At 40.5% G+C, this 24,488-nt stretch carries 27 protein-coding genes; 17 read left to right on the top strand and 10 right to left on the bottom strand.

Features of this window, described 5'->3' with window-relative positions:
- The first annotated feature begins 1 nt into the window (after position 1).
- Together mnmD and ACFQ1G_RS13890 are read left to right on the top strand one after the other, a co-directional pair.
- The gene (gene mnmD / locus ACFQ1G_RS13885; RefSeq protein ID WP_380740530.1) at positions 2–682 is read left to right on the top strand and encodes a tRNA (5-methylaminomethyl-2-thiouridine)(34)-methyltransferase MnmD; all 681 of its coding nucleotides are present in this window, start codon (positions 2–4) and stop codon (positions 680–682) included.
- Positions 683–751: 69 nt separating this feature from the next.
- On the top strand, positions 752–1,672 hold the full coding sequence (locus ACFQ1G_RS13890) for a TIGR01777 family oxidoreductase (protein WP_380740532.1): 921 nt from the start codon (positions 752–754) through the stop codon (positions 1,670–1,672).
- Between the two features lie 36 nt (positions 1,673–1,708).
- Here ACFQ1G_RS13890 and ACFQ1G_RS13895 read toward each other — a convergent pair whose 3' ends face one another.
- Positions 1,709–2,392: a YceI family protein gene (locus ACFQ1G_RS13895; RefSeq protein WP_380740534.1), complete on the bottom strand. Its 684-nt coding sequence runs from the start codon at positions 2,390–2,392 to the stop codon at positions 1,709–1,711.
- A gap of 151 nt (positions 2,393–2,543) precedes the next feature.
- Between ACFQ1G_RS13895 and ACFQ1G_RS13900 the strand changes: the two genes are divergently transcribed.
- The 6 genes from ACFQ1G_RS13900 to ACFQ1G_RS13925 all read left to right on the top strand — a co-directional run bounded on the left by ACFQ1G_RS13900 (position 2,544) and on the right by ACFQ1G_RS13925 (position 8,968).
- Entirely contained in the window at positions 2,544–3,119 is a 576-nt protein-coding gene (locus ACFQ1G_RS13900; protein ID WP_380740536.1) for a nucleotide exchange factor GrpE, read from the top strand.
- A 34-nt stretch (positions 3,120–3,153) separates the two neighbouring features.
- Positions 3,154–4,281, top strand: a complete 1,128-nt coding sequence (gene dnaJ / locus ACFQ1G_RS13905) for a molecular chaperone DnaJ (RefSeq protein ID WP_380740538.1) — start codon at positions 3,154–3,156, stop codon at positions 4,279–4,281.
- 231 nt (positions 4,282–4,512) lie between these two features.
- Positions 4,513–5,442 carry an ABC transporter ATP-binding protein gene (locus ACFQ1G_RS13910; RefSeq protein ID WP_380740540.1) on the top strand — a complete coding sequence of 310 codons (930 nt, stop codon included), beginning with the start codon at positions 4,513–4,515 and terminating at the stop codon, positions 5,440–5,442.
- Positions 5,435–6,727 carry an ABC transporter permease gene (locus ACFQ1G_RS13915; protein ID WP_380740542.1) on the top strand — a complete coding sequence of 431 codons (1,293 nt, stop codon included), beginning with the start codon at positions 5,435–5,437 and terminating at the stop codon, positions 6,725–6,727. Before ACFQ1G_RS13910 ends, ACFQ1G_RS13915 begins: the two co-directional genes overlap by 8 nt.
- Positions 6,728–6,729: 2 nt before the next feature.
- Entirely contained in the window at positions 6,730–7,656 is a 927-nt protein-coding gene (locus ACFQ1G_RS13920) for a mechanosensitive ion channel family protein (protein ID WP_380740544.1), read from the top strand.
- A gap of 148 nt (positions 7,657–7,804) precedes the next feature.
- The gene (locus ACFQ1G_RS13925) at positions 7,805–8,968 is read left to right on the top strand and encodes a sigma-54-dependent transcriptional regulator (protein ID WP_380740546.1); all 1,164 of its coding nucleotides are present in this window, start codon (positions 7,805–7,807) and stop codon (positions 8,966–8,968) included.
- A 3-nt stretch (positions 8,969–8,971) separates the two neighbouring features.
- On the opposite strand, the gene ACFQ1G_RS13930 is transcribed toward ACFQ1G_RS13925, so the two are convergent.
- Positions 8,972–9,562 (bottom strand): hypothetical protein, encoded by a 591-nt coding sequence (locus ACFQ1G_RS13930; protein ID WP_380740548.1) that lies wholly within the window; start codon positions 9,560–9,562, stop codon positions 8,972–8,974.
- A gap of 183 nt (positions 9,563–9,745) precedes the next feature.
- Here ACFQ1G_RS13930 and ACFQ1G_RS13935 point away from each other — a divergent pair, with 183 nt between their 5' ends.
- From ACFQ1G_RS13935 to ACFQ1G_RS13950, 4 genes are all read left to right on the top strand, one after another.
- Positions 9,746–11,167, top strand: a complete 1,422-nt coding sequence (locus tag ACFQ1G_RS13935) for a M20/M25/M40 family metallo-hydrolase (protein ID WP_380740550.1) — start codon at positions 9,746–9,748, stop codon at positions 11,165–11,167.
- Positions 11,168–11,246: 79 nt separating this feature from the next.
- A complete protein-coding gene (locus ACFQ1G_RS13940) occupies positions 11,247–12,614 on the top strand; it encodes an MATE family efflux transporter (protein ID WP_380740552.1) in 1,368 nt (455 codons plus the stop codon).
- A gap of 20 nt (positions 12,615–12,634) precedes the next feature.
- Complete coding sequence (locus ACFQ1G_RS13945; RefSeq protein ID WP_380740554.1) at positions 12,635–12,862, top strand: hypothetical protein; 228 nt, start codon at positions 12,635–12,637, stop codon at positions 12,860–12,862.
- Positions 12,863–12,865: 3 nt separating this feature from the next.
- The gene (locus tag ACFQ1G_RS13950; RefSeq protein WP_380740556.1) at positions 12,866–13,459 is read left to right on the top strand and encodes a phosphatase PAP2 family protein; all 594 of its coding nucleotides are present in this window, start codon (positions 12,866–12,868) and stop codon (positions 13,457–13,459) included.
- Here ACFQ1G_RS13950 and ACFQ1G_RS13955 read toward each other — a convergent pair.
- The 3 genes from ACFQ1G_RS13955 to ACFQ1G_RS13965 are packed head-to-tail and all read right to left on the bottom strand — an operon-like array spanning position 13,425 to position 16,372.
- Positions 13,425–15,047 (bottom strand): ArnT family glycosyltransferase, encoded by a 1,623-nt coding sequence (locus ACFQ1G_RS13955; protein ID WP_380740557.1) that lies wholly within the window; start codon positions 15,045–15,047, stop codon positions 13,425–13,427. The genes ACFQ1G_RS13950 and ACFQ1G_RS13955 overlap by 35 nt on opposite strands.
- Complete coding sequence (locus ACFQ1G_RS13960; RefSeq protein WP_380740559.1) at positions 15,040–15,663, bottom strand: lipid-A-disaccharide synthase N-terminal domain-containing protein; 624 nt, start codon at positions 15,661–15,663, stop codon at positions 15,040–15,042. Before ACFQ1G_RS13960 ends, ACFQ1G_RS13955 begins: the two co-directional genes overlap by 8 nt.
- The gene (locus ACFQ1G_RS13965; RefSeq protein ID WP_380740561.1) at positions 15,656–16,372 is read right to left on the bottom strand and encodes a glycosyltransferase family 2 protein; all 717 of its coding nucleotides are present in this window, start codon (positions 16,370–16,372) and stop codon (positions 15,656–15,658) included. Before ACFQ1G_RS13965 ends, ACFQ1G_RS13960 begins: the two co-directional genes overlap by 8 nt.
- Positions 16,373–16,505: 133 nt before the next feature.
- Here ACFQ1G_RS13965 and ACFQ1G_RS13970 point away from each other — a divergent pair, with 133 nt between their 5' ends.
- Positions 16,506–17,447, top strand: coding sequence for an NAD-dependent epimerase/dehydratase family protein (locus tag ACFQ1G_RS13970; protein WP_380740563.1), 942 nt, complete (start codon positions 16,506–16,508; stop codon positions 17,445–17,447).
- Here the strand turns inward: ACFQ1G_RS13970 and meaB are convergent.
- Positions 17,442–18,524: a methylmalonyl Co-A mutase-associated GTPase MeaB gene (gene meaB, locus ACFQ1G_RS13975; protein ID WP_380740565.1), complete on the bottom strand. Its 1,083-nt coding sequence runs from the start codon at positions 18,522–18,524 to the stop codon at positions 17,442–17,444. The two genes, ACFQ1G_RS13970 and meaB, sit on opposite strands and share 6 nt — an antisense overlap.
- A gap of 66 nt (positions 18,525–18,590) precedes the next feature.
- On the opposite strand from meaB, the gene ACFQ1G_RS13980 reads away from it, so the two are divergent.
- From ACFQ1G_RS13980 to ACFQ1G_RS13995, 4 genes are all read left to right on the top strand, one after another.
- Positions 18,591–18,998, top strand: coding sequence for an Ohr family peroxiredoxin (locus tag ACFQ1G_RS13980; protein WP_380740567.1), 408 nt, complete (start codon positions 18,591–18,593; stop codon positions 18,996–18,998).
- A 268-nt stretch (positions 18,999–19,266) separates the two neighbouring features.
- Positions 19,267–19,758, top strand: coding sequence for an RNA polymerase sigma factor (locus ACFQ1G_RS13985; RefSeq protein ID WP_380740817.1), 492 nt, complete (start codon positions 19,267–19,269; stop codon positions 19,756–19,758).
- On the top strand, positions 19,742–20,356 hold the full coding sequence (locus ACFQ1G_RS13990) for a hypothetical protein (protein ID WP_380740569.1): 615 nt from the start codon (positions 19,742–19,744) through the stop codon (positions 20,354–20,356). Before ACFQ1G_RS13985 ends, ACFQ1G_RS13990 begins: the two co-directional genes overlap by 17 nt.
- Complete coding sequence (locus tag ACFQ1G_RS13995; protein WP_380740571.1) at positions 20,337–21,740, top strand: hypothetical protein; 1,404 nt, start codon at positions 20,337–20,339, stop codon at positions 21,738–21,740. Before ACFQ1G_RS13990 ends, ACFQ1G_RS13995 begins: the two co-directional genes overlap by 20 nt.
- 65 nt (positions 21,741–21,805) lie before the next feature.
- Here the strand turns inward: ACFQ1G_RS13995 and ACFQ1G_RS14000 are convergent, their stop codons facing one another.
- The 4 genes from ACFQ1G_RS14000 to ACFQ1G_RS14015 form a co-directional block, all read right to left on the bottom strand.
- Entirely contained in the window at positions 21,806–22,384 is a 579-nt protein-coding gene (locus ACFQ1G_RS14000; protein ID WP_380740573.1) for a DUF2911 domain-containing protein, read from the bottom strand.
- An 89-nt stretch (positions 22,385–22,473) separates the two neighbouring features.
- Entirely contained in the window at positions 22,474–22,971 is a 498-nt protein-coding gene (locus tag ACFQ1G_RS14005) for a PA2169 family four-helix-bundle protein (RefSeq protein ID WP_380740575.1), read from the bottom strand.
- Positions 22,972–23,138: 167 nt separating this feature from the next.
- A complete protein-coding gene (locus ACFQ1G_RS14010; RefSeq protein ID WP_380740577.1) occupies positions 23,139–23,867 on the bottom strand; it encodes a VIT1/CCC1 transporter family protein in 729 nt (242 codons plus the stop codon).
- A 30-nt stretch (positions 23,868–23,897) separates the two neighbouring features.
- Complete coding sequence (locus tag ACFQ1G_RS14015; RefSeq protein ID WP_380740579.1) at positions 23,898–24,386, bottom strand: DUF4199 domain-containing protein; 489 nt, start codon at positions 24,384–24,386, stop codon at positions 23,898–23,900.
- Positions 24,387–24,488: the final 102 nt, after the last annotated feature.

Genomic DNA, 24,488 nt, shown 5'->3' on the forward strand with positions numbered 1-24,488 from the left:
TTTGAAAAGAGAAATAATTAAAACCGGAGACGGTTCGTCAACAATATACTTACCCGAGTGGAATGAGCATTATCATTCCAAACATGGTGCATTGCAGGAGGCTAAGCACGTTTTTCTTAAAACCGGATTTCATCATTTCCTGGAAAAGACGGATGCGCAGGCTCTATCGATTCTTGAAATAGGTTTCGGTACCGGTTTGAATGCGCTGTTGACTTATTTTGAAGCGGAAGGAGCAGGGGTGTCAGTTGATTACACCGGTGTGGAAGCCTATCCAGTTTCTTCAAAAGAATTGGAAGCTTTAGATTATTCCGAAGTTATTTCAAATAAGGAAGCTTCAGAGGTGTTCAAATCAATACACGACGCGGAATGGAGCAAAAGAGTAGAGATTTCTGCTTTTTTCAACCTTCAGAAGCAACAGATGTTTTTTAGTGATATTAGAGCAGAAGGAGCTTATGATCTTATTTACTTTGATGCTTTTGGACCCCGGGTTCAGCCAGATCTTTGGACCGAAAAGATCTTTTCTCTAATGTACCGGGCATTGAAGGATGATGGGGTGCTGGTTACTTATTCAGCAAAAGGAGACGTGAGGCGAGCCATGCAAGCAGTTGGCTTTTTGGTGGAACGACTTCCCGGGCCTCCCGGAAAAAGAGAAATGCTTCGGGCGACGAGAAAAAATCCATAAATTTCGGTTGTTAAACATTTGATAATCAAAGAAGTCTTTCTTTGGTAATTTTCTAATTTTAAAATAAAAATGAGGGTTTTAATTACGGGTGCAACTGGTTTAATAGGAAAGAAGATCACCGAATTATGCCATGAAAATGGGATGAAGGTGAGTTATCTTTCTACTAGTAAAAACAAGTTGGAAGACCAAGATAATTACCGTGGTTTTTACTGGAATCCTTCAACCGGTGAGATTGATACCCGTTGTTTTGAGCGTGTCGGCACTATTATTAATCTGGCCGGTGCAAATGTATTTCAGCCCTGGACAAAAAAGGCGAAAGCCAATATTCTTAATAGCCGTGTGGATTCATTAAACTTACTCCACAAGACTTTGAGCGAAAATTCGCACGAAGTTGGCCAATTGATCTCTGCAAGTGCGGTAGGGATTTATGAAAGTTCCTTTCAAAAAATGCACACCGAAGATGACAGGAAAGTAGATGATTCATTTCTGGGAAAAGTAACCCAGCGGTGGGAAGCTGCGGCTGACCAATTTAATGACCTGGGATTGAGAGTGGCTAAAGTAAGAATTGGACTGGTGCTTTCAAATAAAGGCGGGGCTTTGGCCCAGATGCAGAAACCTTTTAAGTACAATCTTGGCGCTGCCCTGGGAAGCGGGAAACAATGGCAATCCTGGATCCATATTGAAGATCTCTCCAGAATCTTTCTTCATATTTTAAAGGAAGGCTTAACGGGGGTCTATAATGCCGTAGCTCCAAACCCGGTAACCAACAAGACTTTAACCGAGCAGTTGGCTAAAATCATGGGTAAAAAAACATGGTTGCCAAATGTGCCGGCTCCTGTCTTGAAAATTTCCATGGGTGAAATGTCACAGATAATACTAAGCAGCCAGTTGGTGTCTAGTAAAAAAATAAATGAAACCGGATTTACTTTTCATTATATCAATCTGGAAAGGGCTTTAAGAGATCTGTTAAAAGAAAAAACCGGCGCATAGCCGGTTTTTCTGGTTGGTTAGGTGATTTTATTTGATCTAAGCTTTCTTTGCTTTTACTAAGATGCTAAGCTCAATATCATCATTGATGAAACTATCCCCCAGGTCGTCAAAAACAGATTTTGAACCATAATTCACTTTCCAGTCTGTTCTGTCAATAGTAAAGCTTTCGCTTTCAATTAATATCTCATCTCCTGTAACGGTGGTTTTCACCGGAACGTGGATGTTTTTAGTGTCTTCCTTAATGGTAAGATTGCCTTGCAACATCTTTTTTCCTTCTTCTTCGGTAATACCGGTGATCTCGAAAGTGGCGGTTGGATATTTCTCCACGTTAAAAAAGTGGTTTTCTTTTCCTTCAACCGTTCCTTTAAGGTGATTCTCAAGGTTGGTGCGTTTTTTTTCCTCCATACCTTCGTCAGTCACTGTAATAGAATTCATATCAATAACAACATTTCCGCCGGTGACCTTTTCTGAAGTAGCTGAAATTGTCCCTTTTTGAATGTTAATAGTGCCTACGTGTTCCCCGGTTGGTTTGGTGCCTTTCCAGGTAATAGTGGAGGCATTAGTGTTTATTTTATAATTTTCCGCATCTTCTGCGGAAACAGTTGCTTCCTGAGTATCTCTGGTTTCAACAATTTCTTTTTTGTCGTTCTTGCAGGCGATGGAGCCTATTGCGATACCGGCAATTAGAACCAGATTTAAAGCTTTTTTCTTCATGATCATTATTTCGTTTTTATTTCAACGGTCAAAATTAGATTTTTGACGTTTGAAAAATCTTAAAGAAGTACTAATTTTTTTCTGTGACATTTTGACATTTAGCATTTATTGGCAGCACTTTTGTCTAATAGTTCAAGGAAATAAATAATATCGAAAAATGAGCGAAAAAGACCATAACGAAGAAAATATTTCAGAAGAGAATATCAAAGATCAGGTAGAGGAAATACTTGATGACGCTATAGAGGAAGTAGAAGAGAAGGAATCGGGTGCAGAAGAGGAAACCTCAGAAAAAGAACAGCTTAAAGCCGATCTTGAGAAAGAGAAGGATAAGTTCCTTAGACTATTTGCCGAATTCGAAAATTATAAAAGACGCACCAGCAAGGAGCGTGTAGAAATGTTCAAGACCGCAGGTCAAGATGTGATCGCGGCCTTACTTCCGGTACTTGATGATTTTGATCGTGCCAATAATGAAATTGCAAAGGCAAAAGATAAAAATCTATTGAAGGGTGTGGAACTTATTCACAATAAATTAAAAGAAACACTACGTTCAAAAGGTCTGGAGTTAGTGGAGGTGAAAGAGGGAGATTCCTTTGATGCCGATATCCACGAGGCTATTACTCAAATTCCTGCTCCTTCAGATAAATTAAAAGGCAAGATTGTTGACGTAGTAGAAAAAGGATATAAACTGGGTGACCGAATCATCCGCTACCCAAAAGTGGTGACAGGGAAGTAGTTTGTACCATTAAAATCTAGAACAAGAATTTACAATGAAACAGGATTATTACGAAATATTAGGACTAAGCAAGAACGCGACTACGGCCGAGATCAAAAAGGCTTATCGTAAAAAAGCTATAGAATATCATCCCGATAAAAATCCGGGAGATGCCAAAGCAGAAGAAATGTTCAAAAAAGCTGCTGAAGCATACGAGGTTCTTAGTAATGAAGATAAGCGCGCCAGGTATGACAGATTTGGTCACCAGGCATTCGAAGGCGGCTTCGGTGGCGGCGGTGGCGGAATGAACATGGATGATATTTTCAGCCAGTTCGGAGATATTTTCGGCGGTGCCTTTGGTGGAGGTGGCGGATTTTCCGGTTTCGGTGGTTTTGGCGGCGGTGGCGGCCAGCGCAGAATGAAAGGTAGTAACCTTAGAATTCGAGTAGCGCTTACTCTCGAGGAAATCGCTAACGGCGTTGAAAAGAAAATAAAAGTAAAACGTAAGATTCAGGCGAAAGATACTACTTACAAGACCTGTCCTACCTGTCATGGTAGCGGTCAGGTTACCCGTGTCACAAATACCATTTTAGGTAGGATGCAAACAGCTTCTCCCTGTACCTCATGTGGCGGAAGTGGTCAAACCATTGAGCACAAACCGGCAGATGCAGATGCTCAGGGATTGATCATGAAGGAAGAGACTGTTTCGATCAAGATTCCGGCCGGGGTAGTAGAAGGCATGCAGCTTAAGGTTTCAGGAAAAGGTAATGAAGCTCCGGGTAACGGAGTGCCGGGAGACCTTTTGGTTGCCATTGAAGAGAAAGAACATCCGGCTTTGCAGCGAGAAGGGGATAACCTGCATTATGATCTTTACATCAGTTTCTCTGAAGCAACTTTAGGTACCTCAAGAGAGATCGATACGGTGACAGGTAAAGTTCGTATCAAAATTGATGAAGGAGTGCAGTCTGGTAAGATATTACGACTTCGCGGAAAAGGTATCCCAAGTATCAACGGGTACGGAAAAGGAGATCTTTTAGTGCATGTGAATGTGTGGACTCCAAAAACACTTAGTCGTGAACAAAGAGAATTTTTCGAGCGAATGGCGAATGATGAACATTTCCAGCCAAAGCCTGAAAAATCGGATAAATCATTTTTTGAAAAAGTTAAAGATATGTTTACATAATGTAAGAATGTTAAAAAATTTTTACATATATTTGAGCATCACTAATTAAGATTAGTGATAATTTTTCTTTTTCATAGCAATTTTTTTCCCATCCTTAAGCAATTAAGGGTGGGTTTTGTTTTTTTGGCTCATAAATTTTTAAAATCTGTAGCTTGTCTTCAAATATTAAAATCTTCCCAATTTTAAAATTCGATTTTTAATATTTCAATACATTTACGCCAAACCTCTTTTATGGATAATCTATTGGTTGCAGAAAGTATCTCAAAGACTTTCGGAGAATTTACTGCACTCAACAATATATCTCTTGAGATCCCAAGAGGCAGCATTTTTGGGCTGTTAGGCCCTAACGGTGCGGGAAAAACCACTTTCATACGAATCATAAACCAGATCATACTTCCCAGTAAAGGAAAAATAATGCTGGATGGTCATTTATTGCGACCAGATGACATCCAGCATATAGGGTACCTTCCGGAAGAAAGAGGTTTGTATAAATCCATGAGAGTGGGAGAGCAAGCCCTTTATCTTGCACAGTTGAAAGGCTTGTCAAAATCCGAAGCCAAAGCGCGCTTAAAATACTGGTTTGAAAAGCTGGAAATTGAGCACTGGTGGAATAAAAAAATACAAGAGCTCTCAAAAGGGATGGCTCAAAAAGTACAATTCGTTGTTACTGTTCTGCACAGGCCTAAGTTGTTGATCTTCGATGAACCTTTCAGCGGATTTGACCCTGTAAATGCCAATATAATCAAAGATGAGATCCTTCAGTTAAGAGATGAAGGCGCTACTATCCTTTTTTCCACACATCGCATGGAAAGTGTTGAAGAGCTATGTGAATATATGGCTTTGATCCATAAAGGGAATAAATTGCTGGACGGGAAGGTTTCGGCGATCAAAAGAGAATATAAATCCAATACTTTTGAAGTTGGCCTTGGTGTCAATGATCCTGAATTGCTTCGGAAGGAGTTGAGTCAAAAATTCACTATTTCAGGCACATCTTTTAAAAGTATTAACCAGGATCTGAAACTTCGAATTCAAATTGAAGAGAACGCTTCGCCAAATGATCTGTTGGTGTATCTTACATCCAGGGCACAGGTGAACCATTTCGTGGAGGTGATCCCTTCCGTAAATGATATTTTCATAAAAACCGTTACCACAAATGCGTAATCTTAAATTGATCATCAAAAGGGAGTATTTAGCAAGGGTGAGAAATAAAACCTTTGTTATAATGACCTTTTTAAGCCCTTTAATCCTTGTGGGAATGATCTTATTGATCGCCTACCTGGCAAGCTTAAATAAAGATGAGCAACGCATAGTGGCTGTAAGTGATGAAAGCGGTCTATTTGTTTCAGATTTTCAAACTTCAGAAGAGATCAGGTTTATAGACCTTTCTCAAATCGCGCTTGATGAGGCCAAGCTCCTGGTGGAGGAAAAAGAGTATTACGGACTTTTACATATTCCGAAGTTAGACGGGCTTGATATGCCCGAAATTCAATTTTTTGCGAAGGAAGCTCCTGCCTTCGGATTTTTGACAGATATTGAAAAGGCCATTGGAAATAAGCTTACCAATATGAAGCTTCAGGAGCGGGGCATTGATGTGGATCTAATAAAAGAATCAGATACTAATATTGATATTTCAATCCAGAATTTTTCCGGAGAAAGAACTTCTAAAATGTCAAATTACGTGAAGATGTTCTTTGGCGGGGCGGCTGGTTATTTATTGATGATGTTCATTATCATCTACGGAAATATGGTGATGCGCAGTGTGATCGAGGAGAAGACCAACAGGATCATTGAGATCATTATCTCTTCGGTTAAGCCCATTCATCTTATGTTGGGGAAGATCCTGGGAACTTCTTTGGCCGGAATTACTCAATTTGTGATCTGGGTGATCTTAGGAGGAATAATGTTGACCGTAGCCTCTTCGATAGCCGGGGTGGATATTGCCGCAGTTCACAGTCCGCAACAACAGGCCGTAGATCAAATTTTGGAAAATGATCTTCAGCAGTTGATCGTCGATATCGCAAAACTGCCCATGCTCACCATTTTGCTGAGTTTCCTGGTATATTTTATAGGAGGTTATTTCCTTTACAGTTCTATTTATGCGGCCATTGGCGCGGCAGTAGACAGTGAGACAGATACGCAACAATTTATGCTGCCGTTGATACTTCCGTTAATGCTGGGTATTTACGTGGGATTCTTTTCTGTAATTGAAAATCCTCACGGAGTGATCTCCACGGTGTTTTCGATGATCCCGTTGACCTCACCAATTGTGATGCTCATGAGAATTCCTTTTGGAGTAACTTGGTGGGAGCTGACTTTATCCATAACTTTATTGATCCTGAGTATAGCCGGAACTGTGTGGGTGGCAGCAAAAATATATAGAGTTGGTATTTTGATGTATGGTAAGAAACCGGGCTATAAGGAATTATATAAATGGCTTAAATACTAACCATGCAAGAAGGAGTTAACCAGGTAAAAGAAGTGATCGAAGAAGATATTTGGGGAACCGTTCAGGATTTCCTGAACTTCACGCTCATTGATGCCGGTACCGATCAAAACCCTATTAAAATTACCGTATGGGTGGTTTTACTGGTGGTGGTTGCCTTTCTTCTTACAAATATTGTAATGCGCGGGGTAAGACTCTTTTTTACCCGAAAATTAGAAGAGCCCGATAAATTAAAATTCATTAGTGTCTTTAAGTTTATCAGGTATCTGGTATACGTCATTGTAATTATAGTCACGCTAAGTTCGGCCGGGATCGATATTACCATTTTACTTACCGCATCGGCAGCCCTCTTCGTTGGTTTGGGTCTTGCCCTTCAGGAACTTTTTCAGGATATTATCGGGGGACTTTTTATTATAGTAGATAAGTCTCTGCTCGTTGGCGATGTGGTCGAAATGGAAGGAAGAGTGGGCCGGGTGATCGATATCAAGCTAAGAACAACCCGACTGCTTACACGCGATGATAAAGTGATGATCATTCCGAATCATAAATTCACAAGTGAGATCATCCTGAATTTTACCCAAAACCACAGAACCACACGAGAATTGGTGCGGGTTGGAGTTGCCTACGGAAGTGATACTGCACTGGTCAAAGAACTGCTTTTGGAATGTGTAAATGAACAGGCCGGGATCACCAAAAAACCAAGTCCGTTTGTCCTTTTTGAAGAGTTCGGAGATTCGGCTCTTGTCTTTTCAGTGAATTTCTTTGTAACCGATAGTTTTGTTGATCCTAAGATAAAAAGTCAGGTGCGTTACAAGATCGATCAGAAGTTCAGGGAGCACAAGGTTACGATCCCATTCCCGCAAAGAGATGTGCATTTTTTCGATCGCAGTGCGAAAATGAGCCCTCCTTCCGAAAATAATGGATCGGAATAGGGAATTTCACTACCAGAATGCAAAGAGATTTTTATAAAATTTTTAATAGTTTCCTCTTAAGCAAGAGACTAAATATTGTTATTATTCAATTCTGAAAAGGTGCTTCGGAAGGAGTTCCTCAAAAGAATAATTTTTAAACTAACAGACCATGTCAAAAATACTTTTAATAGAAGATGAAGCAGCGATCCGTAGGGTATTGATCAAGATCCTTACTGAAGAAAACAATAATTATGAGGTAGAGGAAGCTGCAGATGGTCTGGAAGGAGTTGAAAAGATCAGGGAGAATGATTACGACCTGGTACTTTGTGACATAAAAATGCCAAAAATGGACGGGGTTGAGGTGCTGGAAGCCGTGAAAAAGCTTAAACCCGAAGTACCTATCGTAATGATCTCCGGGCATGGAGATCTTGATACCGCTGTAAATACCATGAGACTTGGTGCGTTTGACTATATTTCAAAACCACCTGATCTAAACCGACTTTTGAATACTGTACGCAATGCTCTTGACAGAAAAGAACTGGTTGTTGAAAACACCCGTTTAAAGAAAAAGGTAAGCAAGAACTTTGAAATGATAGGTGAGTCTGAGCCTATCAAAAAGATCAAGGATATCATTGAAAAGGTGGCTCCTACAGATGCAAGGGTGCTCATCACAGGTCCTAACGGAACGGGTAAAGAATTAGTAGCTCACTGGCTGCATCAAAAAAGTGAACGGTCCGGAGGACCAATGATAGAAGTGAACTGTGCAGCGATCCCTTCAGAATTAATAGAAAGTGAACTTTTTGGTCATGTGAAAGGAGCCTTTACTTCTGCAAATAAAGACAGAGCGGGAAAGTTTGAAGCCGCAAACGGCGGGACTATATTTTTAGATGAGGTGGGAGACATGAGTCTTTCGGCTCAGGCAAAAGTATTGCGCGCCCTACAGGAAAGTAAGATCTCAAGGGTGGGTAGTGACAAGGATATTAAAGTAAATGTAAGGGTGATCGCCGCAACCAATAAAGACCTGAAAAAAGAGATCGAGGAAAAGAAATTCCGGGAAGATCTGTATCACAGGCTGGCGGTTATATTGATCAAAGTTCCTGCATTAAATGACAGGCGTGATGATATCCCACTTCTGGTGAATTTCTTTTCAGAAAAGATATCAGAGGAGCAGGGCGTCAATCAAAAAACCTTTTCTGAAGCAGCCCTTAAATTACTGAAAGAATATAACTGGACCGGAAACATTCGTGAACTCAGGAATGTCGTGGAACGCCTTATTATTCTCGGTGGAGATCAGGTGAGCGAAGAAGATGTGCGTCTTTTCGCCAGTAAATAGCCATTAGCTTTCTTTTGGCGGCGGAAAATATCTTAAAAAATACATTTTGTCGCCACTTGGGTGATCCCATTCGTTGAAAAGCTCAAAACCGTAACGACGGTATGCAAGACTAATTCTGCGAATTCTTGTTTCAGCATAAATAGGAAGTTGTAAATCCTTAGCGATCTCGTAGAACCTATTTTTCATATTATAGGCGGTCTTACTGTCGTCACTTCCGCGGGCGTCAGAAATAATTCCCCAGAACCAGCAATATAGGTAATCACCTTCCTTAGGACGCTGACTTTTCACGTAGCCCTGAGTTTTCATGGCCTTTAGACCCTTTTTTATTCCGGTTACGTTAATGGCCAATTTAAGGTCCTGGATCAGATCTTTGAAAAAACTCTTGTCCTTACTGTTGGTTCTAAAAAGAATAGCTATTCCCTTTCCGTCATCAGATACGATCAAAGCATCCTTTTCAATGGCTTTTTCAACCATGTGTTTTGCCAGATATCTGAATCTTTTTTCCTTTTTATGATCATCTTTCACGATCTCCATAGAGGTAGGGATCTCCTGAAGGAGTATAGAAACATTTTCGATGATTTGTTGTTTGTCCAAGGCTTTTAAATTTTGCCGAAAGATAAAAAAATAGCAATAATTGAGAGCTGCCTTATCACTTTAATAATCCTCAACAAGGCAGAAGGTTAAAAAATAATCAATAAATCAACGAAATAAGTAAGTCTTTGGAATGGTTTTTTATTTTTGTTTTCCTTAATTGAACAGATTTTGAAGATTTCCATTATGAAAAATATAATTTCAATAATTACAGTACTGTTAATTGCCTTTTCTGCCAGTGCACAAATGTCCCTTAGAGAACAGGATTCTATGAATATAAGGAAGATGTATGATATGTCTTTAATGAACGGGAAGAGTTATGCCTGGCTGGATCACCTTTCTAATAAGATTGGAGGAAGGTTATCCGGTTCTGTCAATGCTGCCCGTGCTGTAGAATATACGAAAGCTGAATTGGAACAACTGGGCCTGGATAAGGTATGGCTTCAGCCGGTAATGGTTCCAAAATGGACACGTGGCGCTAAGGAATATGCTTATGTACAACCGTCTGAAGGTCCAACTCAAGTTGTAAATATTACGGCTTTAGGAGGATCTGTAGCTACACCTGAAACAGGTTTGCGGGCAAAAGTGATCGAAGTGCAGGGGCTGAAGGATCTTGAAAGATATGGTAAGGAACAGATAGAAGGAAAGATCGTATTCTATAACCGCCCAATGCAAGCCGACCTAATCCACACTTTTGAAGCTTACGGCGGATGTGTGGACCAAAGATATGCGGGGGCTATGGAAGCAGCAAAATATGGTGCGGCAGGAGTGATCGTTCGTTCCATGTCTCATAAAATTGACGATAATCCTCACACCGGTTCTATGACCTATGGGGATCTTCCTAATGAACAGCGAATTCCGGCTGCGGCGATCAGCACTCAGGATGCAGAATACCTAAGCAGTATTCTGAAACTTGATCCTGAAATGAAGTTTTATTATAAAATGAACTGTCGCAATTATGAAGATGTAGAATCTCATAATGTGATCGGTGAGATCACCGGAAGCGAGTTTCCTGACGAGATCATCGTGGTAGGCGGACACCTTGATTCCTGGGACCTTGGAGACGGGGCACACGATGACGGAGCTGGGGTAGTGCAGTCAATGGAAGTGTTGAGGCTGTTCAAAGAAAGTGGTATCCGCCCTAAAAGAACCTTACGCGTAGTTCTATTTATGAATGAAGAAAACGGATTAAGGGGTGGTAAGAAATATGCTGAGGTCGTAAAACAGAAAAATGAAAATCACATTTTCGCCCTGGAAAGTGATGCCGGTGGTTTCACTCCGCGAGGATTTTCGTTTGACGCTTCTCCTTCTCAGTTCAAAAAAATTAAATCCTGGGAATCTCTATTTAAGCCTTATTTGATCCACTACTTTGAACTTGGAGGAGCCGGTGCAGATATTAGCCCACTTGCCAATGGAAATATTGTTCTTGCAGGATTAAGGCCTGATTCTCAGCGTTATTTTGACTATCATCATGCTGCAACAGATACTTTTGAGATGGTGAACAAAAGAGAACTGGAATTAGGAGCAGCTACCATGGCATCTTTGATCTACCTGGTAGATACCTATGGATTTGAGTCGATAGATACTACGAAAGAAATTCTGAAATAATATTATTGAAAGATAACGGGCCTGCGATACCCGTCCTCTCATAAACTTTTTATCTTTGCCTCCTTAAAAAATCGGAAGGGTGCACATTACGGCCTATACAAAAGAGTTTGGTAAAAACCTCAGCATTGCCTATCCGGTTATGCTTGGGCAGTTAGGTCATGTTCTGGTAGGACTGGCAGACAATATTATGGTTGGGCAGTTAGGTGCTGCGCCACTGGCTGCGGTTTCACTGGGAAACAGCCTTGTATTCATTGCCCTTTCCCTTGGGATTGGATTTTCTTTTGCCATTACTCCGCTCATTGCCGAAGCTGATGGGGCCGGGGATATTGAGACCGGAAAAAGCTATTTTCACCACGGAATCATTATGTGCGGGATCAATGGGATCTTGCTTTTTATCCTGTTGTTACTGGCGAAACCTATTTTATACCATCTTGACCAACCGCCCGAAGTAGTTGCTCTCGCAATCCCTTATCTGGAAATTGTAGCCTTTTCCATGATCCCATTAATGATCTTTCAGGCTTACAAACAGTTTGCCGATGGATTGTCACAAACCAAATATGCAATGTATGCGACTTTGATCGCCAATGTGGTGAACGTGGTCTTCAATTACCTGCTTATTTACGGAGTATGGATCTTCCCCAGGATGGAAGTGGAAGGAGCTGCGACAGGAACTCTCATTTCACGTTTCTTCATGTTGTGGTTTGTGTGGGAGATCTTGAGAAGGAAAAAGAAGTTCAGACAATATTTCATCTGGTCTAAAAAGGAACTGCTTAAAATGGATATTTTTAAGAGGCTTTTTGATCTTGGATTCCCAACTGCTTTGCAAATGTTATTCGAGGTAGCCATCTTTACTGCAACTGTATTTTTGGCGGGAACATTGGGGACTAACCCGCAGGCGGCCAACCAGATCGCTCTTAATCTCGCTTCCATGACCTTCATGATAGCCGTGGGACTTGGGGTGACAGCGACTATTCGAGTTGGAAACCAGAAAGGGAAATCTAATTTTGAAGACCTGCGTAGAATAGCATTTTCAACCTTTTTACTGGTTTTCATTATTGAAGCGGTCTTTGCGGTAGGATTCATTTTAATGAAAGACTGGCTGCCAACTCTTTATATTGATGATACTGCCGTGATCTTATTGGCGGCACAATTACTTATTGTGGCGGCTCTTTTTCAGCTTAGTGACGGTTTGCAGGTGGTAATTCTGGGTGCCTTGCGCGGACTTCAGGATGTGAAATTCCCAACTCTTATATGCTTTATAGCTTACTGGATAATAGGTTTTCCAGTGTCCTTTTTCCTGGGCAAAGAGGATGTAATGGGCAGTATGGGAATCTGGTTTGGACTGCTCGCAGGATTAACCGCTTCAGCATTAATGTTGTATATTCGATTCAATTATTTAAGTAAAAAACTACTACAGGAAGCTGCGGTCGCAGAAGTTCCTGTTTAAACTATATTATTCCTCTATTTATGGACTTTCCAAAATTCCTTCTAGGCGATAACACAGATTATCCGGACGCGATCTTTATTATTCACACAGAATTCCCAAGATTTATTCTCAACCTTGAGAACGATGAGGTTGAGTGGCTGGAAGATTTCGATGCTTCCGACGAAAAAGAACTTGCTTCTGAAGCTGAAGGTCTTATTCAACAAGCAACCGATTTTTATGACAGGGAGATCTCCCGCTATGAAGATTAACAAATGGAAGAACTGGTAAAGATCGATCAGGAACTTTTCTTGTTTTTAAATACTCTGGGTAACCCTGCCTGGGACAATTTCTGGAATCTAATTACCAACAAGCTAAGCTCGATTCCTTTTTATGCCCTGCTGCTTTATCTTTTATACAGGAGTATAGGGTTGAAAAAGACTCTGGTCACGCTTTTATTGGTAGCCGGTCTTATTACCTGTACAGATCAATTAGCGAATCTTTTCAAGCACACTTTTGAAAGGCCGCGTCCCTGCCGGCAGGAAGGAGTGATGGAACTTGCGAGATATGTAGCCGTGCGCTGTGGTCGTTTCGGATTTTTCTCTGCTCATGCGGCAAGTTCAGCGGCATTGACCGTTTTTCTGGGATTGATCTTGAGACAGTATTGGAAGGGTAGTTTGGTGGTGCTTACTTTCTGGGCGGCTTTGGTTTCCTATAGTAGAATTTATGTAGGAGTACATTACCCCGGTGATATTGTGGTGGGCTGGTTCTTCGGAATTTTGCTTGGATTATTATTTTACAAACTCTGGAAATACCTTTTGGAAAAGTACTTTTCTATTCCTTCTTCTCCAAAACATAAAACCTCCTGATCAGCCTGCTTTTGTATCCCCTTTTTTCGGGGTTTACATAATTAAGGTCATATCTCCCGGAAGGTTGGATGGAATAGGAATTCTCCAGCTTTTTTAATTCTGAAGTGTCCTTTTCTATTATGAGGAGCCCAAATTTTTCCTCCTCTGGAAATCTGATGGAATCTTTATCATAGATCCTTGGGATTGGTTCACCATATTCCCAAATTATTTCGGGTGTTAAATGGTCATATTCATAGATCTTAAGACCAACGGGCTTATTTGTCTGGAGCTCTGAAAAGTTTCGAAAATCCGGATTATGGAGCAGGGCATTTGCAAGAGGAAAACCAACAGCCATTATTCCGCAGATGAATGCGACCGTTAGGTAAAAGACCTGGGGGAATTTCTTCTTTATCAGAAAATAGATGATAGCGGCACCAATTCCGAAAAGCACAATAGAAGTAAAAAAGTACTGACTCCAGTAACCGTCAGGTTTCAGAAAAAATGGAGCGCCCAAAGGAAAAGCAATTCCAATACAGGCAATGAGGGCAAAATTGAAATATACCACCCAGCTTTCCTTCCTGGGCAGGGATTGGAATCTCCTGAATAAATATTCAATGTAGAAACTGGTATTTAGCGCCAGTGGTATCATTACAGGCAACAGGTATCGCGCCTTTTTTTCCGGGATGATCGATAACAGGATCACTGCTGAAAGTGTCCACACCATAGAAAAAACATAGGCTCTTTTGTTTGAAACCTTATTCTTAAGATAGGGGTATAAAAGTCCGACAAACGCCGGAATGGTCCAGATGCCGCTTTGGGTAAAAAAGCTCCAGTAATAATAAAAGGGCTTGACATTATAATTTGCCCACCTGGAGGTTTCTACAGAGGTGACCTTTAGAAAAGCGATGGGGTCAAAGACTCGAACATATATGAACCACCATGCGCTAACTGCCAGGGCAATTAACAAAAAGACAAGGAAGGGTTTAAGCCTACTTCGGAAACTGGTAAATTTATAGGTGGTTCCGTATGCTATCAAAAATGGTAAAAGAAGCGCGAAGAGCGAAACCGGGCCTTTGCTCAAAAAGGAAAGTCCAATAAAGAATGCTGCCAGGAATCCATTTTTATATAAGCCTTCAGTAGAGCTGAAAAATTTCCATAAAAAATAGATGCCGCCCATCATAAAAGAATGGGTGAAAATATCCCATTGCCCGTTTCGACCGGCAAAAATGATATAAAATGAAGTAGCTAAAATAAGGGTAGCTAAAAAGGATTGTTTTAACGATACTTCCAGCTTTGGTATTAATTTGAAGAAGAAATAAAGCAGCAGAAGAGTGATTAGAGCAGCCGGTAAGCGAAGCGCGAAAAGACTTTCCATTCCAAAGGTTATTCCGCTAATGGCTGTAAGCCAGGTAGGCAGGGGAGGTTTTTCGTATCTTGGTTCTGCATTCATGGTCGTGAGCAGCCAGTTGCCATCATGAACCATTTCTCTGGCCGTTACAAAGTTGCGAGCCTCCATAATATTGACATGCAGGACATCAAGATTTAGAAAGAAAATCAGTACTCCCGTAAGGAGGATCCACCACAGGTATTTTGTTAAGGTCTTATGCATATTGACGTACGCTTAGCACAATATTTCTAATATAAATAATAGATCCAACGAGGTGGCCAATCAGTAAAACGGGATCCTTTCGTATTACGGCATAAATAAGGATCAAGCCGGCACCGGTCAAACTAAGGATCCAGAATCCTAGCGGTAACACAGATTCATTGATCTTTTCAGAATAGATCCACTGGTAAATAAACCTGAAAGTAAAAATTATCTGTGCTCCAGATCCTAAAACCAGTAACCAGAGCGGAATTTCCTCGTTAAAGAATAATTTTTGAATGTCGTAGGTGTTGTTATTATAAGAATAGAAAAAAAGGATAACCGGAAATAAATATAAAAACCATCGGAAATTGACATTTAAATTGGTCCATTCCCCCTGTAATTGCAGGTTTCTGATATAAATAAAGTAGGTGAGTGCCTGGCCAAGCATAATCGAGAAGTCACTTCTCAGGTATCCATAAACAAACAGGAGAAAGGATGCAAAAAGGGAGATTTTCCAAAAGGAGGAAGGAGTGAGGACCTTTTTCTGTTTCTCTGAAGCGATCCATTGTATCATTAACCGTGCTGAGAACAGGATCTGGGCGATGAATCCTATGGTGTATACCCACCAGCTACTCATTCTTACGGGCAATTTTGTATTCTATATAATTTCTTTTCATCCAGAGGTATGCGAAACAATCGATGAAAGGACCTACAAGTCTATTCATTACATGGAATTTTGCTTTCCCTGCAATCCTTGGGTAATGACGCACCGGCACTTGTTTGATCTTGCCTTTTTGAAGCAGAATCATGGCTGGTAAAAACCGGTGTAAACCTTTGAACATGGGGATATTCTGAGCGTAATCTGTTTTAATGACCTTCAGCGGGCAGCCGGTATCATCCATCCCGTCCTGAGTGAAACTTCTTCTTATGCCGTTGGCAATAAGAGAGGAGATATTTTTGACAAAGGAGTCTTTCCGGTTTGTTCGAACCCCTGTGACCAGGTCATAATCACCGATTTCTTTCAGCAGTAATTCAAAATCTTCAGGATCGGTTTGCAGATCGGAGTCTATATATCCAACCAAAGGAGTTAAGGTGTGGTCAAATCCTGCCTTAATGGCAGCGCTCAATCCTCTGTTCTGTTCAAAAGAAATAAATTTGAATTCACTGTGGCGGCTGCAAATTTCTTCTACAAGCTCCAGGCTGTTATCAGTAGACCCATCATTTACAAAAAGAACACACGTCTTGAGTGAGGCTTCATGAAGATATTTACCAAGTTCCTTTTCTACTCGCAACAGGTTTGCCTCTTCATTGTACAGAGGAACGATTATAGTAAATTGGTAATCCATATATAGGCTGGTGTTGGGCAAAGTTATAAATAATTAATTATGCAAAACATGATGGTGATTTTACACTTTTATAAAAAATGATTGTTTCTTTGTGAAAACACATTATCCCTCGGTCTTCCAGAAAAGTAAAATAATGAAAGTATTGGTGACAGGTGCAGCAGGATTTATAGGATCGCATGCTGCGGAATATTTTAAGAAAAAAGGCTTTGAGGTCATTGGGCTGGACAATTACTCCTCTTATTATGATATAGGTCTTAAGAAGCTGAATACCCAGACCCTTGAGAAACAAGGAATTCCTGTCCTTAAAATGGATCTTAGGAATCCCGGAGATCTAAAGGAGCTGGACACTGATTTTGATTTTATCATTCATTTTGCGGCCCAACCGGGTATTTCTGATTCAGTGAGCTTCGAGGATTACTACAGTAATAATATTTTGGGTACTCAGAATTTACTTGAATTTTCCCATCAGAATAAAGATCTGAAGCATTTTGTAAATATTGCCACTTCTTCGATCTACGGACTTGAAGCTGCTTTTTCTGAAACCGAAGAACCTAAGCCTGCATCCTGGTACGGTGTGACCAAACTCGCAGCGGAACAATTAGTTCTTGCCCAGAGCAGGCTTATCAAGCTAAAAGCATCATCCTTAAGGTTGTACTCTGTATACGGCCCGAGAGAGCGGCCCGAAAAACTGTATACGAAGTTAATTGCCTGTGGATTAGAAGATCGAAAATTTCCCATTTTCGAAGGCAGTAAAGAACATCTTCGCAGTTTTACCTATGTAGGCGATATTGTCGATGGAGTTTATAAAGCCGTTCAGAATCATGAAAAGATCAATGGGGAGATCATCAACCTGGGAGCCGAAGATGAACATTCCACTGCGGAAGGAATTTCCCTGGTAGAGGAAATCCTGGGAAAAAATATCGAACTGGAGATAGTACCGAAGCGTAAAGGAGACCAGTCAAGAACCCTGGCCAATATCGAGAAAGCAAAAATTCTGCTTGATTATGCGCCTAAAACCGGATTAAAGGAAGGATTGAGCTTACAGGTAGAATGGTATAAGGCCAATTTTCTATAGGGACCTGTATTTCTTCAGAAGGAAATCGGCGGCCTGGAAGGGAGTGGTTTCATTTTTGTCAAGGGCTTCTAACTGAGCAGGTAGTAATTTTTTAATTTCCGGATGGTTGTAAAATCTGCTTTTCAAATGTTCCTCAATAGTTTGTAGCATCCAGAATTTATTCTGCTGATGCCTTTTTGAATCAAACTCTCCACTTTCCTTCAGCGACTTTTTATATTCAGAAATCAAGTTCCACACCTCGGTTATCCCTGTTTTTTCAAGAGCACTGCAAAGCAAAACTTTAGGCTGCCAACCGCTGTCCTTTGCGGGATATAGATGTAAAGCTCTTCTGAATTCTGCACGGGCCTTTTGCGCCGGTTTTAAGTTTTCCCCGTCAGCTTTGTTAATAACAATGGCATCTGCCATTTCCATGATCCCTCGTTTTATACCCTGTAATTCATCGCCGGCACCGGCCAGCTTTAATAGCAGGAAGAAATCGGTCATGCTATGTACCGTGGTTTCACTTTGTCCAACTCCCACAGTTTCGATCAGAAGGGTGTCGAAACCGGCTGCTTCACAGAGAATAATTGTCTCACGGGTTTTTTTTGCGACACCTCCCAAAGAATCTCCGGAAGGAGAAGGCCTGATAAACGCATTTTCATGGGAGACCAGTGTTTCCATTCGTGTTTTGTCTCCAAGAATGCTCCCGCGGGAAACCGTACTGGTAGGATCTACTGCCAACACCGCTACTTTTTTTCCGCTGTCTGCGAGGAATCCCCCAAATGCTTCTATAAAAGTGCTTTTTCCAACTCCGGGTACGCCGGTGATCCCGATCCGGATGGATCTGTTCGCATGCGGAAGACATTTTTCTATAAGAAGCTCGCCTTTTTCCTGGACAGCAGGATTTGTACTTTCGATCAAGGTGATTGCCCTGCTTAAGGCAGATTTATTCCCATTAATAAGTTCCTCAAAAAGTTTTTCTACGGAAACTTCCTTTTTTCGGGACGCTCTGATCTTTTTTGCAATATTCGCGTTTACCCCCGTGGAAGGCCGCTGGCCTTCAGATTCATTTAATGCAGATTTCTTGGACAAACTCAAATATTGTTTTTAAGTGGGAATCTTCTTCGTATATTGAAGTACTAAATTAATAAAATAAAGATCATTATGAAGACATTGTATACAGCAACAGCCACAAATAATGGCGGACGTGAAGGTCAGGTTCGAAGTGATGACGGAGTTTTGGATTTTGAACTGGGGCAACCCGGCGACAAGACCAATCCTGAACAACTTTTTGCAGCAGCCTACGCGTCGAGTTTTGGCAGTGCCCTGAAAGTAGCTGCTGACAATCAAAATATAGATATCGAAGATTTTAGTGTGACTGCTACGGTTGAACTGGGATTGAACGAGGATGATGATAAACAACTTTCTGTTATCCTTGATTCTTACCTGCCCGGCGTAGATGTGGAAACCGGAGAGGACCTGGTAGATGAAGCCTATGAGATCTGTCCGTTCTCAAGAGCGACCATGGATAATCTCGATGTTACTTTGAATCTTATGTTGGATGAAGAATAACTTCAAGTAATATATCAATACTCAAAAGAGGCATTTTTTAATGCCTCTTTTTTTTGATCTAAATGAGACCGTAAAACCTTCCGAAGAAATTAAAAGTTAAAAACTTCTATTTTTAACACCCCGATAATAGACAGCTGGCAAAAATTATCAACTTTTTTGCAACGCGGGTGAAAAGCTGTCGTCTTTAAAATGAACAGCAACCAAAAAAGTTATTTTGATACAACATCAATTAATAGAAGCTTGCAAGCAGAATAACCGCAGGGCACAGATGAAGCTTTACAATAAGTATTGTGAAGGTATGTATTATGTCGCCAAACGGTTCATTACAGATTCTTATGAAGCTGAAGACGCTATGCAGGAGGCTTTCGTCAAGGCCTTTGAAAAGCTCCATCAATTCAATGGCGAAGTAACATTCGGAGCATGGTTAAAAAGGATCGTCATCAATAAATGCCTTGATAAGTTAAAAGCGAAAAAAATGGAATTGATCGCTTTGAATGAACAGGTGATGGGAACGGTAGAAGAAGATGAGAACTGGTCAATTGAGGACGGGATAGGAATAGAGGAAGTCAAAAATAAGATGGAGCAACTTCCCGAAAAGTACAAATACCCGCTTATGTTGTTTTTGCTGGAAGGGTATGATCACGAAGAAATTGCCGAAATATTGAATATTACAAAAGTCGCATCACGGACGCTGGTGCACAGAGGAAAGAAAAAATTACAGGAAGCATTAAAAAATTTACGTCATGGCACAGGATATTAGAAAAATGTTTCAGGAGGACAAAAGTTTTACTTCTGATAAATTAGAAAAAGGCCATCAGAATAGGTTCCAGGCAAAGCTTGAGAAAGCACTTCCGCAGGAAACAAAGAAATCAAACAATAAGTTCTTCTTCCTAAAGATCGCGGCCGTAATGGTAATTGCACTTGGAGTAGGATTTATTTTCTATAACCAGGATCCGAACATTGGAGGGAATGAGGTTGTAGATACTGATACTAATACTGAAGTAACCAAGGATGAAGAGATTCCGGTGGCAAAAGAATACCAGTTAAGTGATGTCTCTCCTGAATTCAAGAAAATTGAAAACTATTACCTGGCGAATCTGAACATTGAACTGGCCAAACTGGAGGTGAACGACGAGAACAAAGCCCTTGTAGATTCATTTATGGAACAACTGGCCGAGCTGGACAAGGAATATAAAAGGCTTAATAAAGAGATCGCTGAAACCGGTCTTAATGACAGCAGTATAGAGTCTATGATCTCTAACCTTCAGTTAAGACTGGAGCTGCTTTTCAAGCTTAAAAATAAATTAAAGGAAATCAATCAATCTCAAAATAAGAATTATGAAAATCATCAAGCTTAATTACCTGTTAGTATGGCTGCTAAGCTGTGCATCGGTTTTTGCCCAGACAAAGAAACTGGACAAGACCTTTAAAACGAATGCAGATGTGACCCTGAATATTGATGCTACACATACCAATATAGAGGTTGAGCACTGGGATAAGAATGAAGTGCAGGTGCAGGCCTACATGGAACTTAAAGGTATGGATAAGGAGGAAATGAACAGGATCCTTAAAAACTGGGATCTTCGGGCTTCTGGGAATGGAAAAGAGGTAGTCGTCAAATCTTCCGGCGGAATGACCTGGAATGGAAATATTGATATGACCGCCTTTGAGGAGTCTCTTTCTAAACTACCTGAGATCATTTCACCTATTCAAGAGATGATAGGGCCTATGTTAGAAAGTATTTCAGGAAATCCGCTTCCTCCTGAATTTTATGAGAACATGGGAGATCTTCATTTTGATTATGAAGCTTACCGAAAGGATGGTGACAAGTATCTTGAAAAATTTGAAAAGAAGATAGAAAAGAATTTTGGTGAAGATTTTGAAAAATCAATGGAAGAGTGGGCTTCGAAATTTGAAAACGACTCTGCAATCTGGAAGAACAAGGTGATCGTCATGAAGGGAGATAAATTTGAAAAGGAGATGGAAGCCTGGGGTGAGGAATTCGGAAAAAGTATGGAAGCCTGGGGAGAACAGTTTGGAAAGGAAATGGAAACCTGGGCTCAGAATTTGGAAAAAGAAGTGGAAACAAAGTATAAAAAATCTGATGGCAAGACGATCATCCTGCGTGGGGATGACCTGAAAGCGAAGAAAACCATCAGGATAAAAATTCCGAAGAACGGGTCGGTAAAACTGAATGTTCGCCATGGAGATGTGAAAATGGCCGGAAATGTAAAGAATCTCAGAGGAGATCTGGCCCACGGAAGTTTTACTGCGAATACCATTTCCGGAGAAAAGACATATCTAAAAGTAGCTTATACCCCGGTAAAGGTGAAGCAATGGAATTATGGAATGTTGAAGGCTTCTTATATTCAAGAATTACATATTGATAAAGCAGTAAGTATCAAATTGACCTCTAATTCCAGCGATGTGGTCATCAAAGAATTGGTGGACCAAGGAATATTAAGAGGAACATTTGGCGAGTTGGTGATCGATAAATTGGGAAATGATTTCAAGAGCCTGGATATTGTTCTTGAAAACAGTGATCTTAAACTTGATCTTCCCGAAGTAGCCTATAATTTCCAGTACACCGGAACCAAGAGTAAGGTGAAATTTCCTGATCGATTAAAGCTAAAATCCAGCAAGTCCTATGACACGCAAAAATTGAACGGCTTTAATCAAAGTAAAAATGCCAATGCGTCGATCTCGATCAGCGCGAACTTTAGCGATGTGCTGTTGAAATAAGTTAGATCAGATTAAAGTGAAATAAAAAAGACCGGTCTCAGCCGGTCTTTTTTATTGTGACAAACTCAACTGATCTTATCTACTTTTGACAGATCTTTAATTGGAATCTCGACCATGGTTTTATCCCAGGCCATAGTCATAAGAATGAAATCATGAGTGTGTTCAAAATCTATGGTAAACTGTTCTACAGGCTGGTCTAGTTTAATGACCGGTACCTCGATTGTAAGCACGTCGAATTCCGCTTCTCTGGAAGGTTGACCGTCCGGTGTGATTCCCCACGGATATAATTTCGAATTGAAAATAACTTTCCAAGAATTCTCATTCGGAATGGTCCATAAGGTATATGTACCCGCTGCTAATTGAGAGCCATCTACAAGGATTTCCTGATCTGTAAAAAAAGTGGTGGCTTCATTTGCGCCTGTACGCCAAACTTCCCCATAAGGTACAAGGCCTCCAAAGATCTCCCTGTCTTTCTTATATGGCCGGTTATAAAAAACTTCCAGTGTTAGTTCATCGACAGGGAATGTCACTGTTTCTTCGGGACTGAAGGACTTGGTATTGGTTTTAAAAATGACATAGGCAACCATGATGGTTCCCGCTAGTATCATCAACCCCAGGAATGTTCTCTTAATAGTCCTTTTCATGCAAGGAAGTTAGCAAAATCCAAGCCGAAAAAAAATCCACCAGCGTTTAGGCTGATGGATTTTAATATAGCAATTTTTTAAATCTGTCCTTAAATAGCTTTTAGGGTTAATACTTTTGGCTCCTTATTGGATTCAAGAGGTTGTTCCCCGCTTTTAAATTTCTGGGCATTTGAAAGGCTTTTGACGATAGTGTTCCGCTGTCTTTTCAAGACCTTAAGAACTTCTTTTGGAAGTTTCTTTTCCTTAATGATCTCTTCATACAGTTCCAGATTCTTTTCATCTCTTTCCCTGCATTTTTTGAGCAGTTTTAAAGGTTTTTGGCGGGTAAGCGCCTTTTTTTCCTGCCTCCAATCTCTGTGGAGATTTCCTTTCTGCACCCAGTCTTTATGCGGTTCTACACCTGCCTGGACCAGTTGTTCAGATATCTCGTAGCTAAACCTGTTTCGGTTCACACTTTCATGATTGAAAAACCGTTTCAAGTCCACTTGCTGAACATCTTCGCCTGCATTGTAGTATACCCGTTCGGCTTCAAAGCTCTGGGTGAGAAGCCAGTTCAATTTTTTAAATTTAGAGTAACGATCTTCCATAGTATGCCTTTTAAAATTATGAGGCAATATACTAATGGAGTATTCATAGGTGCTGCTAATCAATTGTTAAAACGCTGATTTTTAATAGAATATTCAGTCTTTTTTAAGAATAAACTGAAAAAATTAAGATTTATAATAGATGGAATTTTCTTACCGATGATTTCGTGCTATACAAAGAGTTTTTCGAGCCAATCCCCTACAAAATAAGCCAGTAGCGCGGCCAGACCGCCCAGGGAGAGTGTCTCAATGATCCCGATAAAAATATTTTTTTCGTTAACAATGCTTTTTAAGCTTCCTACGATGGCTAAAGCTACTGCGGTCAGCATACAGGAATAGAAAAATAATAGCGGATTATTGGCTGAAATACCGTTTCCCACAAAGACATAAGAAAGTAATGGGACTGAGCCAACCAATATAAAACTTAAGAAAGTTACCCCGGCCGTTTTATAAGGTGTTTTTTCACCCTTTACCATTTCCAATTCCTCTTTCATCATGGTATCTACCCAAACTTCCTTATCTGAAATGATAACTTCCACAACCTGGTCGAGGAGCTCTCCTTTAAAGCCTTTTGCAGCATAGATCTCCCTGATCTCTTCTATCTCCCTCTCCCTAAGATTTTCTATCTCCCAATATTCTACCTGCTTGTGTTTTTCAAAGGAATCTCTTTCGGCTTTGGTGGAGAAAAAATTCCCGACAGACATTGAGAATCCGTCGGCAATAAGATTGGCCAATCCTAATATGATCACTACAGAAATACCTAGACTGGCGCCTTCAGCACCTGCTACCACTGCAAAAGTGGTAATAGCGCCGTCGATTCCGCCGTAAACGAATTCGGCAATATATTCTTTATTGAAAAAAAGGATCTTGTCCCGGGAGTGTAATTTGGCTTCCTTCATGAGGAAAGAGTTGAAATGGGTTATTTGCGATTACAGTCTCTTTTTGTTTTTCCGCATGATCAAAGCTGTCAAAGCAGCGGTTATCACCCCTGAGATCACTGCCCATACGGCGGTTAACACAATATAATTTTTTAAACTGAAATATTCTTCTGCCTGGTTTCGGGTCATCTCACCCTTGTCAACCGAATGCCTTATAATGTTAGGAAAGTATTCCGGGGAGACATATTGACTAATTATGTACTGAGTCAAAGGGGACAAGATCAATATTACAAGTGTGATAAAAAGACCAGAAATGAATCCTTCCCGCCAGGACATATAGCCGTTGTAATAATTCTTCCTTTTGTCATAAAGAGCGAAAAGATAAATAGCGATCGCTAACACAGCGAAGAAATTGGTGTAGATAGCGTGTTTTTCAATGTATGTGTCGTGAAGGCCAAAAAGTCTTTCTCCAAACATCCAAATTAACAGGACAATACTGAAAATGATCCCCCATTTGATTTCGATAGAGCGTTTTTCCATAATGACTTTTTTAGCGGATAGTATCTAAAATTAGGAAAAAAAGAGCCTTCTTTAGAAAAAATGGAAAATAAAAGACCCGAAGCGTGAACTTCGGGTCTTTAA

It is taken from the genome of Salinimicrobium gaetbulicola, from assembly GCF_042676025.1.
In the GTDB taxonomy this organism is placed as follows: domain Bacteria; phylum Bacteroidota; class Bacteroidia; order Flavobacteriales; family Flavobacteriaceae; genus Salinimicrobium; species Salinimicrobium gaetbulicola.

Excerpts from the sequence above, each read along its gene's own strand:
- ACFQ1G_RS14010 (WP_380740577.1), bottom strand. The coding sequence starts at position 23,867 with ATGAAGGAAGCCAAATTACACTCCCGGGACAAGATCCTTTTTTTCAAT.
- ACFQ1G_RS13995 (WP_380740571.1), top strand. The coding sequence starts at position 20,337 with ATGAAAATCATCAAGCTTAATTACCTGTTAGTATGGCTGCTAAGCTGT.
- ACFQ1G_RS14015 (WP_380740579.1), bottom strand. The coding sequence starts at position 24,386 with ATGGAAAAACGCTCTATCGAAATCAAATGGGGGATCATTTTCAGTATT.
- ACFQ1G_RS13970 (WP_380740563.1), top strand. The coding sequence starts at position 16,506 with ATGAAAGTATTGGTGACAGGTGCAGCAGGATTTATAGGATCGCATGCT.
- ACFQ1G_RS13910 (WP_380740540.1), top strand. The coding sequence starts at position 4,513 with ATGGATAATCTATTGGTTGCAGAAAGTATCTCAAAGACTTTCGGAGAA.
- ACFQ1G_RS13925 (WP_380740546.1), top strand. The coding sequence starts at position 7,805 with ATGTCAAAAATACTTTTAATAGAAGATGAAGCAGCGATCCGTAGGGTA.
- ACFQ1G_RS13890 (WP_380740532.1), top strand. The coding sequence starts at position 752 with ATGAGGGTTTTAATTACGGGTGCAACTGGTTTAATAGGAAAGAAGATC.
- ACFQ1G_RS14000 (WP_380740573.1), bottom strand. The coding sequence starts at position 22,384 with ATGAAAAGGACTATTAAGAGAACATTCCTGGGGTTGATGATACTAGCG.
- ACFQ1G_RS13920 (WP_380740544.1), top strand. The coding sequence starts at position 6,730 with ATGCAAGAAGGAGTTAACCAGGTAAAAGAAGTGATCGAAGAAGATATT.
- dnaJ (WP_380740538.1), top strand. The coding sequence starts at position 3,154 with ATGAAACAGGATTATTACGAAATATTAGGACTAAGCAAGAACGCGACT.
- ACFQ1G_RS13945 (WP_380740554.1), top strand. The coding sequence starts at position 12,635 with ATGGACTTTCCAAAATTCCTTCTAGGCGATAACACAGATTATCCGGAC.
- ACFQ1G_RS13955 (WP_380740557.1), bottom strand. The coding sequence starts at position 15,047 with ATGCATAAGACCTTAACAAAATACCTGTGGTGGATCCTCCTTACGGGA.
- ACFQ1G_RS13915 (WP_380740542.1), top strand. The coding sequence starts at position 5,435 with ATGCGTAATCTTAAATTGATCATCAAAAGGGAGTATTTAGCAAGGGTG.
- ACFQ1G_RS13900 (WP_380740536.1), top strand. The coding sequence starts at position 2,544 with ATGAGCGAAAAAGACCATAACGAAGAAAATATTTCAGAAGAGAATATC.
- ACFQ1G_RS13965 (WP_380740561.1), bottom strand. The coding sequence starts at position 16,372 with ATGGATTACCAATTTACTATAATCGTTCCTCTGTACAATGAAGAGGCA.
- ACFQ1G_RS14005 (WP_380740575.1), bottom strand. The coding sequence starts at position 22,971 with ATGGAAGATCGTTACTCTAAATTTAAAAAATTGAACTGGCTTCTCACC.
- ACFQ1G_RS13895 (WP_380740534.1), bottom strand. The coding sequence starts at position 2,392 with ATGATCATGAAGAAAAAAGCTTTAAATCTGGTTCTAATTGCCGGTATC.
- ACFQ1G_RS13960 (WP_380740559.1), bottom strand. The coding sequence starts at position 15,663 with ATGAGTAGCTGGTGGGTATACACCATAGGATTCATCGCCCAGATCCTG.
- ACFQ1G_RS13990 (WP_380740569.1), top strand. The coding sequence starts at position 19,742 with ATGGCACAGGATATTAGAAAAATGTTTCAGGAGGACAAAAGTTTTACT.
- ACFQ1G_RS13950 (WP_380740556.1), top strand. The coding sequence starts at position 12,866 with ATGGAAGAACTGGTAAAGATCGATCAGGAACTTTTCTTGTTTTTAAAT.
- ACFQ1G_RS13985 (WP_380740817.1), top strand. The coding sequence starts at position 19,267 with ATGAAGCTTTACAATAAGTATTGTGAAGGTATGTATTATGTCGCCAAA.
- ACFQ1G_RS13980 (WP_380740567.1), top strand. The coding sequence starts at position 18,591 with ATGAAGACATTGTATACAGCAACAGCCACAAATAATGGCGGACGTGAA.
- ACFQ1G_RS13935 (WP_380740550.1), top strand. The coding sequence starts at position 9,746 with ATGAAAAATATAATTTCAATAATTACAGTACTGTTAATTGCCTTTTCT.